General features: G+C 73.6%; 13 protein-coding genes and 1 pseudogene. 7 read left to right on the plus strand and 7 right to left on the minus strand.

Annotated elements, in window-relative coordinates:
- Positions 1–147 precede the first annotated feature (147 nt).
- A complete protein-coding gene (locus ABZ928_RS37120; RefSeq protein WP_361528628.1) occupies positions 148–384 on the plus strand; it encodes a DUF1918 domain-containing protein in 237 nt (78 codons plus the stop codon).
- A 46-nt stretch (positions 385–430) separates the two neighbouring features.
- On the opposite strand, the pseudogene arsM reads toward ABZ928_RS37120, so the two are convergent.
- The 5 genes and pseudogenes from arsM to ABZ928_RS37145 all read right to left on the minus strand — a co-directional run bounded on the left by arsM (position 431) and on the right by ABZ928_RS37145 (position 3,161).
- Positions 431–1,226, minus strand: a pseudogene (gene arsM, locus ABZ928_RS37125) (arsenite methyltransferase).
- Between the two features lie 46 nt (positions 1,227–1,272).
- Positions 1,273–1,470: a hypothetical protein gene (locus ABZ928_RS37130; RefSeq protein ID WP_361528630.1), complete on the minus strand. Its 198-nt coding sequence runs from the start codon at positions 1,468–1,470 to the stop codon at positions 1,273–1,275.
- Positions 1,471–1,497: 27 nt separating this feature from the next.
- Complete coding sequence (locus tag ABZ928_RS37135) at positions 1,498–1,782, minus strand: flavodoxin domain-containing protein (RefSeq protein ID WP_361528632.1); 285 nt, start codon at positions 1,780–1,782, stop codon at positions 1,498–1,500.
- 4 nt (positions 1,783–1,786) lie between these two features.
- Positions 1,787–2,308 carry a universal stress protein gene (locus ABZ928_RS37140; RefSeq protein WP_361528634.1) on the minus strand — a complete coding sequence of 174 codons (522 nt, stop codon included), beginning with the start codon at positions 2,306–2,308 and terminating at the stop codon, positions 1,787–1,789.
- A gap of 184 nt (positions 2,309–2,492) precedes the next feature.
- On the minus strand, positions 2,493–3,161 hold the full coding sequence (locus ABZ928_RS37145; protein WP_361528636.1) for a DUF4389 domain-containing protein: 669 nt from the start codon (positions 3,159–3,161) through the stop codon (positions 2,493–2,495).
- 425 nt (positions 3,162–3,586) lie between these two features.
- On the opposite strand from ABZ928_RS37145, the gene ABZ928_RS37150 reads away from it, so the two are divergent.
- Together ABZ928_RS37150 and ABZ928_RS37155 are read left to right on the plus strand one after the other, a co-directional pair.
- Complete coding sequence (locus ABZ928_RS37150) at positions 3,587–4,384, plus strand: universal stress protein (protein WP_361528638.1); 798 nt, start codon at positions 3,587–3,589, stop codon at positions 4,382–4,384.
- A 2-nt stretch (positions 4,385–4,386) separates the two neighbouring features.
- Positions 4,387–7,089 (plus strand): HAD-IC family P-type ATPase, encoded by a 2,703-nt coding sequence (locus ABZ928_RS37155; protein ID WP_361528640.1) that lies wholly within the window; start codon positions 4,387–4,389, stop codon positions 7,087–7,089.
- 16 nt (positions 7,090–7,105) lie between these two features.
- Here ABZ928_RS37155 and ABZ928_RS37160 read toward each other — a convergent pair whose 3' ends face one another.
- Positions 7,106–7,807, minus strand: a complete 702-nt coding sequence (locus tag ABZ928_RS37160; protein WP_361528642.1) for a response regulator transcription factor — start codon at positions 7,805–7,807, stop codon at positions 7,106–7,108.
- Between the two features lie 247 nt (positions 7,808–8,054).
- Between ABZ928_RS37160 and ABZ928_RS37165 the strand changes: the two genes are divergently transcribed.
- The gene (locus ABZ928_RS37165) at positions 8,055–8,786 is read left to right on the plus strand and encodes a CBS domain-containing protein (RefSeq protein ID WP_361528644.1); all 732 of its coding nucleotides are present in this window, start codon (positions 8,055–8,057) and stop codon (positions 8,784–8,786) included.
- Between the two features lie 19 nt (positions 8,787–8,805).
- On the opposite strand, the gene ABZ928_RS37170 is transcribed toward ABZ928_RS37165, so the two are convergent.
- Positions 8,806–9,033: a hypothetical protein gene (locus ABZ928_RS37170; RefSeq protein WP_361528646.1), complete on the minus strand. Its 228-nt coding sequence runs from the start codon at positions 9,031–9,033 to the stop codon at positions 8,806–8,808.
- Between the two features lie 271 nt (positions 9,034–9,304).
- On the opposite strand from ABZ928_RS37170, the gene ABZ928_RS37175 reads away from it, so the two are divergent.
- From ABZ928_RS37175 to ABZ928_RS37185, 3 genes are read left to right on the plus strand one after another with little or no spacing between them, the layout of a single operon-like run.
- Positions 9,305–10,159, plus strand: coding sequence for a universal stress protein (locus tag ABZ928_RS37175; RefSeq protein ID WP_361528648.1), 855 nt, complete (start codon positions 9,305–9,307; stop codon positions 10,157–10,159).
- Positions 10,160–10,161: 2 nt separating this feature from the next.
- Complete coding sequence (locus ABZ928_RS37180; protein ID WP_361528650.1) at positions 10,162–10,935, plus strand: HAD-IA family hydrolase; 774 nt, start codon at positions 10,162–10,164, stop codon at positions 10,933–10,935.
- A complete protein-coding gene (locus ABZ928_RS37185) occupies positions 10,932–13,301 on the plus strand; it encodes a glycosyl hydrolase family 65 protein (protein WP_361528652.1) in 2,370 nt (789 codons plus the stop codon). Before ABZ928_RS37180 ends, ABZ928_RS37185 begins: the two co-directional genes overlap by 4 nt.
- Positions 13,302–13,323: the final 22 nt, after the last annotated feature.

Below are 13,323 nucleotides of genomic sequence, written 5' to 3' on the forward strand. Positions count from 1 at the left end.
GCAGGGCCCGTGGGACCCCTGACGGAGGTCCAACGGCCCTTGAGGGACAGGCCCGAGGGCGCGACGCTGGACAGACGCGCATCGCCGTGCGTAGGGCGTGCGCCAGCTTGAGCACAGGAGAGCCGTCCGAGAAAGCGGGTGGAGATCATGCGAGCTCATGTCGGTGATGTACTTGTCGTCGAAAGCCCGACCACCGGTGTCACCAAGCGCGACGGCGAGATCGTCGGACTGCACCACGAGGACGGCACGCCTCCGTACGACGTGCGCTGGTCGGACACGCAGCACGTGACGCTCGTGTTCCCCGGCCCTGACGCCCATGTCCGTCACATCGGGCACCGCACCGGCGCTCCGGCCGCCGGCCCTGACGCGACCGACGCGGCCTGAAGCGCTCCGTCACCCGCCTGGTCCGCACCCGCGGCATGGCGTGCGGTCAGTTCCGGCGGCATGTCCCGGTCGGCCCGGCCGCCGCGGGAGGCGTTTCGGTGACCAGGGGCTTGGTGGCACGGACGACGGCGGAGTACATGCCGTCGGCTACCGGGTGGGTCGGGGTGATCTCGACGGCGGTGAAGCCGACGGCCTCCAGGCCTTGGCGGTATTCGGCGAAGGACAGCGCACCGGCGATGCAGCCGACATGGTCGCCGCACTCGGCCCGCGGCCCGGGCGTGAGGCTGTCGTCCGCGACGAGGCCGGAGACGCCGACGCGGCCACCCGGCCTGAGTACGCGGAAGGCCTCGGCGAAGACGCGGGCTTGTCCGTGGACAGATTGATGACGCAGTTGGGGATGACCACGTCGATGGTGTTCGCGGGTAGCGGTACGGCCTCGATGGTGCCTTGAGGAACTCCACATTCGTGGTGCCCGCCTCCCGCGCGTTGGCCAGGGCGCGGGCGAGCATCTCGTCGGTCATGTCCAGCCCGTACGTCTTGCCGGTGGGACCGACGCGGCCGGTGGAGAGCAGGACGTCGATGGCGGCCCCGGACCCGAGGTCGAGAACGCGCTCGCCCTCGCGGAGTTCGACCACGGCGGTGGGGTTGCCGGAGCCGAGCGAGGCGGCGACGGCCTCGGGCGGCAGGGCCTCGCGTTCGTCGGCGGTGCAGCGGGCGGAGCCGAAATTCTCGTCGACCTCGACGGGCTGCGGCCCGCAGCAGGCGGTTCCGCCGTCGGCGACCCTCTCGGCCGCGGCGGCGTACCGACGGCGTACGGCTTCACAGAGATCGGTGGACTGCACGCTCGTGGACGCGCTCCTGGGTGACGAGGCGGGTCAGCGCTCCAGTTCAGCCGGCGGCGAGTTCCGCGGCGATCGTGTCCGCCCAGCCGTCGATGGTGGCCCAGTCGCGGTGGTCGCCGAACCGGCCGCCCATGAGACGGAACAGCAGACGGCCGGCGAGGGGCAGTTGGGCGGGGGCGACGACACCGGAGAAGAGCCGGTGGTCGCGGTAGGTGAGATCGCCGGGCAGGCTCCGCGCGATCACCGGGATCTCCGTGGAAGCCAGTCGCTTCTACGGCCCGGGCAGTGCGCCCGGCATCCCGACACTGAAGATCCATACCGGCCGTGCGCCCAGCACGTCGGGGTTGTCGCGGAGGAACGCCTTCGCCGGTTCCAGCCAGGTCTGCCCGTGCACGGCACTGCCGAGGACGAACGCGCGGTAGGCGTCGGCGTCGTCCACCGTCTCCATCGCCCTCACCTCGGTCTTGAAGCCCGCTTCCCCCAGCCGGACCGCGAGACGGTCCGCGATCTCGAGGGTGGAGCCGTGGCTGCTCGCGTATCCCACCAGGATGTCCATGACGTCACCTCGGCTGTGCGGCGCCACTGCGGACACGCTCGGGCAGGGTGACGGCCCTCGACGTCCGCAGGGACGGTCGGGCAGGGGGCACAGTCACCACGGGCACCGCCGCGTGCCGGAGACACTCGCGCCCCACCGTGCCGATGGCGGGCGCCTCCCACTGCCCGCGGGCCCTGCGCCCCAGAGCGAGCAGCAGGGCGTCGCGTGTGTGCTGGAGCAGCACCCGGGCCGGCGGCCCCTGCACCACGACAGCGCGCACGGCCGGGCCGACCCGCGGTCCGAAGGCTTCCCGGACGGCGGTGGCCAGGAGCGCGGCGGCCCGCTCCCGCTGTTCCTCCTCGGTGGGCTGTGCGGACGCCGGAGCGTAGGGGGCCAAAGCGGCCGAGGCCGGTTCCCAGGCGTGCACGGCGACGAGGACGACGCCGAGGGCGCGCGCCTGGCTCGCGGCCCAGCGCAGGGCGGCCAGCGACGCCTCGGATCCGTCGACACCCACCACGATGCCGTTGCCGTCGGCGCGTTCGGTCATGGTTGCCTCCCCGGAAGACCCTTCCCGGTCCCACAGTGACCCGGCCGGGCCGGCGGGGACGTGGGCCGTGCGGCACCGAGCACGTGCCGAACGGCCCCTCCCCGGCGGCGCTCGTGGACCGTGTCCAGCGCCCGCCTCGTCCTCGTCGCGGGCCTGGGCGCGCCGGGGCGTCCTCACCGGCTGGTCACGGCCGGTCCTGCGGGACCTCGTCCGGCTCGGTGCCGCCCAGGTCCAGCCGGAACGGCGGGTAGGTGTCGGTCATCAGGGCGGCATAGGCGGCGACTCGGAGCACCCAGCGGTTGAGGCCGAGGATGAGGTCGAACAGGCTCTTGGGGTACTTCTCGGTGAAGGTCAGGATCACGGCGGCGATCAGCGCCAGTACGGCGACGAGCCCGCCGTCCCACCAGCCGAGGTGCCAGCCGCCGAGGAAGAAGCCGATGACGATGTAGTGCGGGATGGCCAGCAGCCACCACTTCACCAGGACCAGGCCCCGGGAGAGGTGCTGGGGGTAGGCGATGTCGAGGCGTGCCGGGTAGTCGGGTTCCTCCCTCAGGCTGAACGGGGGGTAGCGGTCGGTGCCCAGAGCGCCGTACGAGTAGTAGGCGACCCGCCAACTCCAGCGCAGCACCCCGAGGTTGAAGTCGAACAGGGCACGGGGGTAGCGCTCCGTGAACAGGATCGCGAAGAAGGCGATCACGCTCACCGCGGTGAAGGCGATCCAGAGGAAGAACAGCACCACGTAGTGCGGGATGACGAGGATCCACTTCACCAGCCACAGCCAGCGGGACAGCGGCGCGTCCAGCACCGCGTTCACCCGGACCGGGCGGTCCGGCAGTCCGGCAAGGGTCGTCATGGGGATCAGCTCCTTCGGGCCGGCCCGCTCCCGGCGGGGCAGGGCGCCGCACGCCGAGGCGTGGCCCAGCATCAGCGTTGCGCCGTCCGGCCGGCTCCGCGAGGGCCGACCGGGGGCGTCCGGGCGGCCGAGGGTCCCGGCCCGCGGCTCCGCCAGGGCTCCGGTCCGCAGGGGCTCCGGACGCCGGGGTGTGCCGCCGTGGGTCCCCGTCGCGCCGTCGGGGAGACGGGCGGGAAGGGGGAGGGCCGGACGGTGTGCCCTTGGGGTCCGTACGGCCCAGTGCGGACGCGGGCGCGGCGGCCGGAGGGTGGGAGGTGGACGCGAGAGGGGGCCGCCCGGCCGACGCGGTGGGGCGGGTCCGGCCGCGCGGTGCCGTCGTCGTCCCGGCCCTCGGGGACGGGTCGCCCGGAGAGGGGAGAGGGGCCATGACCGGTCCGGTCGTCGTGGGAGTGGACGGATCGCCGGCGAGCCTGGCGGCCGTGGAGATCGCGGCCCGGGAAGCCGAGCGGCGCGGTGTGCAGCTGCGGCTGGCGCACGCCCTCGATCCGGATTCCGGGCAGCCGGCACCCGGTGTGCCGCCCTGGGATCCCGACGCCGCCGAGCAGCGCGACCGGATCAACGGCGCACTCGGCGACGCCGAATGGCGCGCCCGCCGGATCGCCCCCGGGCTGACGGTCACCCGTGGTGTCCTCGTCGGCGCGCCCGCGTCGGTGCTCGAACAGGAGGCGGACACCGCCTCCCTCGCCGTGCTGGGCGGTCACCGTCGCGGCGGGCTGAGCGATCTGCTGCACGCATCGGTCGCCGGGCGGCTGAGCGCCGACGGCGCCTGTCCGGTGCTGGTGGTGTGCGGCCGGCCGGCCCGGACGGGATCGGTGGTGCTGGCCGGTGACGCCTCCCCGGCGTTCCGGGAAGCCGCCGAGTTCGCCTTCGCCGAGGCCGCCGAACGCGGCACGGATCTGGTGGTCCTGAACCGGCGCGGTGTCCGGACCGCGCGGGCGGTGTCGGTCCTGCGCGAGAAGCACCCGGACGTCGTCGTGCGTCTCCGGCGGGTGCGCGGGCGTACCCACCGGCGGCTCGCCGAGGCGAGCGTCGGCGCGCAGCTCGTCGTGGTCGGCGTACGGCGGCGCGCGCACGGCACGGGCCTGCGGCCCCGCTCGATCGGCCGGACGGCCCTGCGCCACGCGCACTGCCCCGTCGCCGTGGTGCCCGGAGGGAAGGCGTGAGCATGGACGGACCGACGGCGATGACCGCTGCACCGCCGCTCCCGGCCGGGCGTCACCCGGCGGGCGCACCGGACGCGTATCGGCTGACCGCCGTCGAGGTGACGGAGCGCCTCGACGTGGACCCGGCGACCGGGCTGAGCGGGCCCGAGGCGGCCGAGCGGGCCGTGGCCTGGGGCCCGAACCGGCTGGCCGAACCGGCCCGGCGGCCGGAATGGCTGAAGTTCCTCGACCAGTTCCGCAACTGGCTCATCGGCATCCTGCTCATCGCGGCCGTCGTCGCCGGAGCCATCGGCGACCTCAAGGACGCCCTGGTGATCACCGTCGTCCTGCAGATCAACGCCGTTCTCGGATACCTCCAGGAGCGGCGCGCCGAACGCAGCCTGGAGGCGCTGCGCCGGATGCTGGTGCCCACCACCCGGGTGCGCCGCGGCGGCGAGGAACTGATCGTGGAGGCCCACACCCTCGTCCCCGGCGACGTGGTCCTGCTGGAGGCCGGTGACCGGGTGCCGGCCGACGGGCGGCTGGTCGTCGCGGAGTCGGTGGAGGTCGCCGAGGCGGCGCTGACGGGGGAGTCGCAGCCCGTCGCCAAGACCACGGCGGTCGCGGACACCGCGGGGGCCCTCCCGCTCGCCGAACGCACCGGCATGCTGTTCATGAACACCGCGCTGACCCGGGGCCGCGCCGAGATGATCGTCACGGCGACCGGAATGCGGACGGAACTGGGCGCCATAGCCGAGGAGTTGCGTGGCGGCACCGAACCGCCCAGTCCGCTCCAGGTGCAGCTGGACAGCCTCGGGCGGCGGCTCGCGCTGCTCAGCGGCGTCGCGGTCGTCGCGTACGCGCTCGTCGCCCTGGTGAGGGGTGAGGAGCTGGCGGACATCGCGCTGCGGGCCGTGGCGCTCGCCGTCGCGGCGATCCCCGAAGGACTGCCCGCCGTGCTGGCCCTGACCCTCGCCCTCGGTGTGTACCGGATGGCCCGCCGGGGTGCCATCGTCAAGCGCCTGGCCTCCGTGGAGTCCCTCGGCTCGGCCACCGTCGTGTGCAGTGACAAGACCGGCACGCTGACCCTCAACGAGATGACCGTACGGGCGCTGTGGGCCGCGGGCAGGCTTCACGAGGTCACCGGCGAGGGCTACGGCACGCGGGGCACCGTACGCGACGCCGAGGGAGGGGCGGGTCAACTCTCCGACGCGGTAGTGCCGTTCGCGCTGTGCAACGACGCCCGCCTGACCGACGGCGGGTTCGTCGGCGACCCGACGGAGGCCGCGCTCGTGGTGCTCGCGGCCAAGGCCGGCGTGGACGCCGACCTGCTGCGGGCCGAGGTGCCCCGCGTGGGCGAGCTGCCCTTCGACGCCACGACCAAGTACATGGCCACCCTCCACACCGAGCCCGACGGCCGCACCCGCGTCCACGTCAAGGGCGCGGTCGACGTGCTGCTCGGTCTGTGCACCGAGGTGGTGACCGAGGACGGAGTGCGCGGCCTCGACGACCGCCGCCGCGGCGAGATACTCGACGTCACCTCGCGCCTCGGCGGCTCGGGCCTGCGGGTCCTGGGCGCCGCCACCGCCCTGGTGGACGGCGTGCCCGAGCCGGCCGCGCTGCCCGGACTGACGCTGGTGTCCGTGGCCGGGATCGCCGACCCGCCCCGTCCGCAGGCACGCGACGCGATGGCCCTGTGCCGCTCCGCCGGAGTCGCCGTCAAGATGATCACCGGGGACCACGCCGACACCGCGGCGGCCGTCGCGCGCGAACTGGACATCGGCGGTGCGGTGGTGACCGGAGCCGAACTGGACCGGATGACGCCCGACGCGCTGGCCGAACGCATCGACGGCATCGGGGTGTTCGCCCGGGTCGCCCCCGAGCACAAGGTCGCGATCGTGCGAGCGCTGTCCGACCGGGGCCACATCGTGGCCATGACCGGCGACGGCGTCAACGACGCGCCGGCGCTGCGGGCCGCGCACATCGGGGTGGCGATGGGCCGCGCGGGAACGGACGTGGCCAAGGAGGCCGCGGACGTGGTCCTCACCGACGACGACTTCTCCACGATCGTGCGGGCCGTGCGCGAGGGGCGGGCCATCTACGACAACATCGTCAAGTTCGTCCGCTTCCAGCTGGCCACCAACATCGGCGCGATCCTGACGCTGCTGGGCGCCTCCCTGGCCGGTCTGCCGGCCCCGCTGACGGCGGCCCAGCTCCTGTGGATCAACATCATCATGGACGGCCCGCCCGCCATGGCCCTGGCCGTCGACCCGGCCCGCGACGACGCGATGCGGCGCCCGCCGCGGGACCCGGGGGAGCGGATCCTGGACACCCGCCGTCTGCTGGCCATCGGCCGGGCCGGCGCGGTGATGACGGTGGGCACGGTGACGCTCCTCGCGCTGGCCCGGGATCGGGTGGGCACGGACACCGCGTCGACCATGGCGTTCACCACGTTCGTCCTGTTCCAGCTGTTCAACTCGCTCAACGCCCGTGCCGACGACGGCCCGTTGCTGGGCCGCCACCAGTTCCGCAACCGCACCCTGTGGCTGTGCCTTGCCGCGGTCCTCGCGGTCCAGGTCGTCGCCGTCCACCTGGCCTGGGCGCGCGCCGTCTTCGGAACGGAGCCCCTCGACGCCGTCCAGTGGGCCCTGTGCCTGGGTACGGCGTCCACGGTGCTGCTCGTCGAGCTGGTGGTGCGCGCCGTGCGAGGGCGCGGCGGGAGGTAGGACGCCCGGTGGCCGCTCAGTGCGCGGGACGGCTCACGGCGTCGGGCGGCTCCAGGTGCGTGGCGAGCACCGCGGCCTGCACCCGGCGTTGGACGCCCAGCTTGGCCAGCATCCGCGAGATGTGGTTCTTGACGGTCTTCTCCGACAGGTACAGCCGGCCGCCGATCTCGCGGTTGGTCAGGCCGTCGCCGATCAGCGCGAGGATCTCCCGCTCCCGCGGGGACAGTCCCGCCAGTTCGGGCGCGACCTGGGGAGCCTCGGCGGGCTCGGTGCGCAGGGAGTGCATCAGCCGGGAGGTGGTGGCAGGGTCGAGCATGGACCGGCCCGAGGCGACCGTGCGCACCGCCGAGACCAGGTCGGAGCCGTTGATCTGCTTCAGGACGTAGCCCGAGGCCCCGGCCATGATGGCGTCCAGCAGGGCGTCCTCGTCGTCGAACGAGGTCAGTATCAGCACCGCCAGGTCCGGCATCCGGCTGCGCAGCTCGCGGCAGACGGTGATCCCGTCGCCGTCCGGCAGGCGTACGTCCAGCACGGCCACGTCCGGGCGCACCGTGGGCGCCCGCACCAGCGCGTGCTCGGCGTTCCCGGCGTCGCCGACCACGCTGATGTCCGCCTCGGAATCCAGCAGATCGGTCAGACCACGCCGTACGACCTCGTGATCGTCCAGCAGGAAGACGCGGATCGGGTGGTGTGCGGTGAAAACCGGTGCCTCGGTCATGTCGAACCCTCGATCCCCGGTCGGTGGCGGACTGCGGACCGCCCCTGACGACGATCATCACGCGTCCGGGGCGGACGCGCCAGGGCCGACCGGCCCGTTCTCCGCCCCGCTGAGCCCATGGGGCGGCCGCTCTCCTGGCGGGATGCTCGAAGTGGACGGAGGGCGCGCCGGTGTGCGCCCACGCACCGGCCGCTGATCAGGTTGCGGGACCGGCGTCCGCGCCGGCTCCGCCGAGGAGGGGACAGCGATGAGACAGCACACGGTGGGTTCCGTGATGACCACGCAGGTCGTCCGCGCCGCGTACGACACCCCGTTCAAGGAGGTGGCCCGGCTGCTCGGCGACCGTCGCATCAGCGGACTGCCCGTGGTCGACGCGGACGGCAGGGTCGTCGGCGTCGTGTCGGAGACCGACCTGCTGGTGCACCAGGCCGGGACCCCGAGTGTTCACGACGCGCGGAAGAGTCACCGGTTCGCCGATCTGACACCCAGGGCCCGCAAGCAGGCCGCCAAGGCCGAGGCCCGTACCGCCGGCCACCTGATGACCGGGCCGCCGGTCACCGTGCACGCCGAGGACTCCATCGTCGAGGCCGCCCGGACCATGGACCGCCACCATGTGGGGCGACTGCCCGTGCTGGACGCGGACGAGCGGCTCGTCGGGATCGTGACCCGCCGGGATCTGCTGCGGGTCTTTCTGCGCTCCGACACGGAGATCCGTGCCGAGGTGATCGACGAGGTCCTGGTCCGGGCGCTGTGGCTGCCGCCGCTGAGCGTCGACGTCGCCGTGACGGAGGGCGTGGTCACGCTCTCGGGTCAGATGGAACGCAAGAGCGAGACGGAGATCGCCGTGGCCATGACCCGCCGGATCGACGGCGTGGTCGCGGTCGTCGACCACCTCACCCACCGCCTGGACGACCCGCACGCCCGGCCCGGCGAGCAGCCGCTCCACGGTGTCTCGGAGGAGTGGCTGCGCAGTCTGTGAGCGTGTGGGCCGGTCCGGGTCACGTCCGGTGGCGGTGGTCCTCGCGCGGGGTGTCGCCGATGTAGTGCCGTTCCTCGATGACCGTCCCTCGTTCACCGGGCCGCTGGACCATGCCGGTCGTGGACATGAACGCGATGAGTCCGAGCACGCCGACGGCCATCAGCACGAAACCGACGACCAGCGAGCTGTAGCCGAACACCATGCACGCGCCCACCACGGCCGCACCGATCAGGATGAGCGGAACCATGACTGGACTTCCCCCGATTCTGCTCACCACGCCGGAGCCGCCGACGGGCGCGGTCCGGCCGGACACGGCGGGCCGAAGCGGCCGGCCGGGATGAGAACCGTCCCCCGCGGGCCCCAGTCTCAGCGTCCGGCACGGTGATCCGGCGGCCCAGGGGCCGAACGGCCTCGGCAGGGGACCAACCGCCTCTGCGGTCGGTACGTGGGGGGTGGGACCGTGGAGTCGGAGCCCGACGCCCCACGGTGTGCGGGTCCGGCGGAAGGCGGTGGGGACGATGGAGCTGCCCCTGGTCGTGGGCGTGGACGGTTCGCCCGCGAGCCTCGTGGCGGTCGACTGGGCGGCGGACGAGGTGGCCCGGCACGGACTGCCGCTGCGGCTGGTGCACGCCACGCTGCGGCAGCGCCACGAGGGCGGCCCGCCCGAAGCACGGTCCGAGCGGGCGGCGGCCGAGGACATCCTCGACACCGCGGCCGAGCGTGCCCGGCGGCGCGACGCCGAGGTGAAGGTCTCGGCGGAGGCGGTGCCGGAGGACGCCGTGCGCGCCCTCCTGCACGAGGCACCCCACGCCGTCGCCCTGGTGACGGGAGCCGGGGGCCGCGGCGAGCTGACCGGCCTGCTCCTCGGCTCGGTGCCGTCGGCCCTGGCCGGGTGCGCGCCCTGCCCGATGATCGTGGTCAGAGGCGATGTCTCGGGCCGCCATGAGCGGATCCTGCTCGGCGTGACCGACCCGGCGAGCGGTGTCGAGGCGGTGCGGTTCGCGTTCCGCGAGGCGGAGGCACGCGGGTGCGTGCTCGACGCCGTACGCGCCTGGTCCCGCCCCGCGCACGAGATGACCCAACCCCCGCTGCGGGCCGGGGACTTGGGACGCCGCCGCGAGCACGCGGTGTCGGAGCTGCTCGACGCCGCGCTGTACGACGCGGCGCTGGACCGTCCCGCGGTCAGGGTGCGGCGTGCCACTGTGGAAGGGTCGGCCCGCAAGGTGCTGCTGCGGAGGTCGGGCGCCGCCGACCTGGTGATCGTCGCGGCGCGGCGCGGCCACGGCCGGTTCAGGCCCCGACTCGGCCGGGTGGCACACGGGTTGCTGCAACACGCGGAGTGCCCTGTCGCCGTCGTACCGGAGGGAATGTGACCATGCACCGGCCCCTCGCCCCCGAGACCACCGGCGAGCGACTCGCCGCGGAACTGCGGGATGTGCGTGCCGTCGTCTTCGACACCGACGGAGTGATCACCGATTCGGCGCGGGTGCACGCCGCCGCCTGGAAGAGCGCGTTCGACGCCTTTTTGCGCCAACACCCGCCTGAGGACCCCGCACAGCGTCGCCCCTTCGACATCGGCGACGACTATCTGCGCCATGTGGACGGCAGGTCCCGCCTCGACGGCGCCGCCGCCTTTCTCACCGCACGCGGCATCGAGCCCTCGCCCGGGACGGTACGGGCCGTCGCCGCCGAGAAGGAGCGCCTCTTCACCGAACGGCTGCGCAAGCACGGCGTCGACGCCTATCCGGGCACCGTCCGGCTGGTGCGGGCGCTCCGCCGCGCGGGCGTGCCGTGCGCGGCGGTCTCCGCCTCCCGGCACGCCGGTGAACTGCTGTGCCAGGCCGGGGTGCTCAATCTGTTCGACCTCCTCGTGGACGGTGGCGAGGCCGCCCGGCTGGGCCTGGCGGGCAAGCCGGAGGCCGACCTGTTCCTGGAGGCGGTCGGGCGGCTCGACGTCCCGGCCCGCCGGGCGGCCGTCGTCGAGGACGCGCTGGCGGGTGTCGAGGCGGGCAGGCGCGGCGGGTTCGCCCTGGTGATCGGCGTGGACCGGGCCGCCGGTCCCGACACCGCGGCGCGGCTGCTGGCGCACGGCGCCGACCTCGTCGTACGGGATCTCGGGGAACTGGTCGCGGAGGGGGAGCCGAAGTGACCGGACCGGGCTGGGAGTACGAGGGGTACGTACCCGCCGACGAACGGCTGCGCGAGTCACTGTGCACCTTGGGCAACGGGTACTTCGCCACGCGCGGGGCGCTGCCGGAGTGTGCCGCCGACGAAGTGCACTACCCCGGCACCTATGTGGCCGGCTGCTACAACCGGCTCACCTCGGAAGTGGCCGGACGGCGGGTCGAGAACGAGGACATGGTCAACGTCCCGAACTGGCTGCCCCTGCGCTACCGCCTGCCCGGCGGGGCGTGGCTGACCCCCGACACCGCGAGCGTGCTCGGACACCGGCAGGTACTGCATCTGACGTCGGGGCTGCTGGAGCGGCGGACGCGCTACGACCTGGGCGGGGGACGCGAAGTGACGGTGCGTCAGCAGCGGCTCGTGCACATGGGGGATCCTCATCTCGCCGCCCTGCGCACCGAGTTCACGGCCCGGGGATTCTCCGGGCCGCTGGAGGTCGAGGCGGCCCTCGACGGCGGGGTCACCAACGCCGGGGTACCGCGCTACCGGGACCTGGACGGCCGTCATCTCACGCATGTGCACACCGGTACGGCCGCCCCGGACACGGTGTGGCTGCGCTGCCGCACCCGCACCTCGGACATCCGCATCGGCATGGCGGCCCGGCTCACCGCCGACGCCCCGCTCACCGTCCACCACGAACTGCCCCGCGCCGTCCAGCGGTCGACCCTCGACCTGGTGGCGGGGCGCACCGCCACCGTCGACAAGACCGTCGCCCTGCACACCTCCCGTGACCCGGCGATCAGCGACCCCCTGTACGCCGCCGTCGACCGGGTCGGCCGTGCCCCCGGCTTCGACGAGCTGCTGGAGTCGCACCTCACTGCCTGGGACCAGCTCTGGCGCCGGGCCGACCTCGACGTGGCCGGGGAGGCCGGCCGCATCCTGCGGCTGCACCTCTTCCACGTGCTGCAGACCCTCTCCCCGCACACCGCCGACCTGGACGTCGGCGTGCCCGCCCGGGGCCTGCACGGCGAGGCCTACCGCGGCCATGTCTTCTGGGACGAACTCTTCGTCCTGCCCTACCTCAACCTGCACTTCCCCGAGGTCTCCCGGGCCCTGCTCCGCTACCGGCACCGGCGCCTCGAACAGGCCTGCACGGCCGCCCGGGAGGCGGGCCGCAAGGGCGCCATGTACCCCTGGCAGAGCGGCAGCGACGGCCGGGAGGAGACCCAGCAGCTCCATCTCAACCCGCGCTCCGGGCGCTGGCTGCCGGACCACTCCCGGCTCCAGCACCACGTCGGCTCGGCGATCGCCTACAACGTGTGGCAGTACTGCGAGGCCAGCGGCGACACGGAGTTCCTGCACACCAAGGGCGCCGAGATGCTGCTCCACATAGCCCGGTTCTGGGCCGACTCGGCCGTCTACGACGAGAGCCTGGGCCGCCACCGCATCAAGGGCGTGGTCGGCCCCGACGAGTATCACGAGGCCTACCCCGACGCGCGGCGGCCGGGACTCGACGACAACGCCTACACCAACGTCACCGCCGCCTGGGTGCTCGCCCGCACCCTGGAACTGCTGCGCACCCTGCCCGAACCGCGCCGTCGCGAACTGGTCGAGCGCGGCGGCCTGGACGGCGGCGAACTCGAACTGTGGGAGGACGTCTCCCGCACCCTCCATGTGCCCTTCCACGACGACGTCATCAGCCAGTTCGAGGGCTACGGCGACCTCACCGAACTCGACTGGGAGGGCTACCGCGCCCGCTACGGCGACATCCGGCGTCTCGACCGGATCCTGGAGGCGGAGGGCGACAGCGTCAACCGCTACCAGGCCTCCAAACAGGCCGACGTCCTGATGCTCGGCTACCTGTTCTCCCCGGCGGAACTCCAGTCGCTGTTCCACCGGTTGGGGTACCGGCTCGACGAGGAGACCTGGCGGCGCACCGTCGACCACTACCTGCGCCGCACCAGCCACGGCTCCACCCTCAGCGGCCTCGTCCACGGCTGGGTGCTGGCCCGGGCCCGACGGGCGGAGGCCTGGAAGTACTGCCAGGAGGCCCTGCAGGGCGACATCGCCGACGTCCAGGGCGGCACCACGGGCGAGGGCATCCACCTCGGCGCCATGGCCGGCACCCTCGACCTCGTCCAGCGCGGACTGACCGGACTGGAGACCCGCGACGGCGCCCTCTGGCTCGACCCGGTGCCGCTGCCCGAGCTCTCCTCCTACGGCTTCGCCCTGCGCTACCAGGGCCACTGGGGCGTACGACTGCGCCTGCAGCGCGAGCGGCTGGAGATCGCCGTACCGTCCTCCGACGCCTCACCGATCGACGTACGGCTGCCCGGCCGGACGGTGACCCTGCGGCCGGGCGAGACGGGACAACTGTCGCTGCCGGACTGATCACCCTGGCCGGTCCGGCGGG

This window comes from Streptomyces sp. NPDC046909 (genome assembly GCF_040644695.1).
Lineage (GTDB): Bacteria > Actinomycetota > Actinomycetes > Streptomycetales > Streptomycetaceae > Streptomyces.

Excerpts from the sequence above, each read along its gene's own strand:
- ABZ928_RS37120 (WP_361528628.1), top strand. The coding sequence starts at position 148 with ATGCGAGCTCATGTCGGTGATGTACTTGTCGTCGAAAGCCCGACCACC.
- ABZ928_RS37135 (WP_361528632.1), bottom strand. The coding sequence starts at position 1,782 with ATGGACATCCTGGTGGGATACGCGAGCAGCCACGGCTCCACCCTCGAG.
- ABZ928_RS37140 (WP_361528634.1), bottom strand. The coding sequence starts at position 2,308 with ATGACCGAACGCGCCGACGGCAACGGCATCGTGGTGGGTGTCGACGGA.
- ABZ928_RS37145 (WP_361528636.1), bottom strand. The coding sequence starts at position 3,161 with ATGACGACCCTTGCCGGACTGCCGGACCGCCCGGTCCGGGTGAACGCG.
- ABZ928_RS37150 (WP_361528638.1), top strand. The coding sequence starts at position 3,587 with ATGACCGGTCCGGTCGTCGTGGGAGTGGACGGATCGCCGGCGAGCCTG.
- ABZ928_RS37155 (WP_361528640.1), top strand. The coding sequence starts at position 4,387 with ATGGACGGACCGACGGCGATGACCGCTGCACCGCCGCTCCCGGCCGGG.
- ABZ928_RS37160 (WP_361528642.1), bottom strand. The coding sequence starts at position 7,807 with ATGACCGAGGCACCGGTTTTCACCGCACACCACCCGATCCGCGTCTTC.
- ABZ928_RS37165 (WP_361528644.1), top strand. The coding sequence starts at position 8,055 with ATGAGACAGCACACGGTGGGTTCCGTGATGACCACGCAGGTCGTCCGC.
- ABZ928_RS37170 (WP_361528646.1), bottom strand. The coding sequence starts at position 9,033 with ATGGTTCCGCTCATCCTGATCGGTGCGGCCGTGGTGGGCGCGTGCATG.
- ABZ928_RS37175 (WP_361528648.1), top strand. The coding sequence starts at position 9,305 with ATGGAGCTGCCCCTGGTCGTGGGCGTGGACGGTTCGCCCGCGAGCCTC.
- ABZ928_RS37180 (WP_361528650.1), top strand. The coding sequence starts at position 10,162 with ATGCACCGGCCCCTCGCCCCCGAGACCACCGGCGAGCGACTCGCCGCG.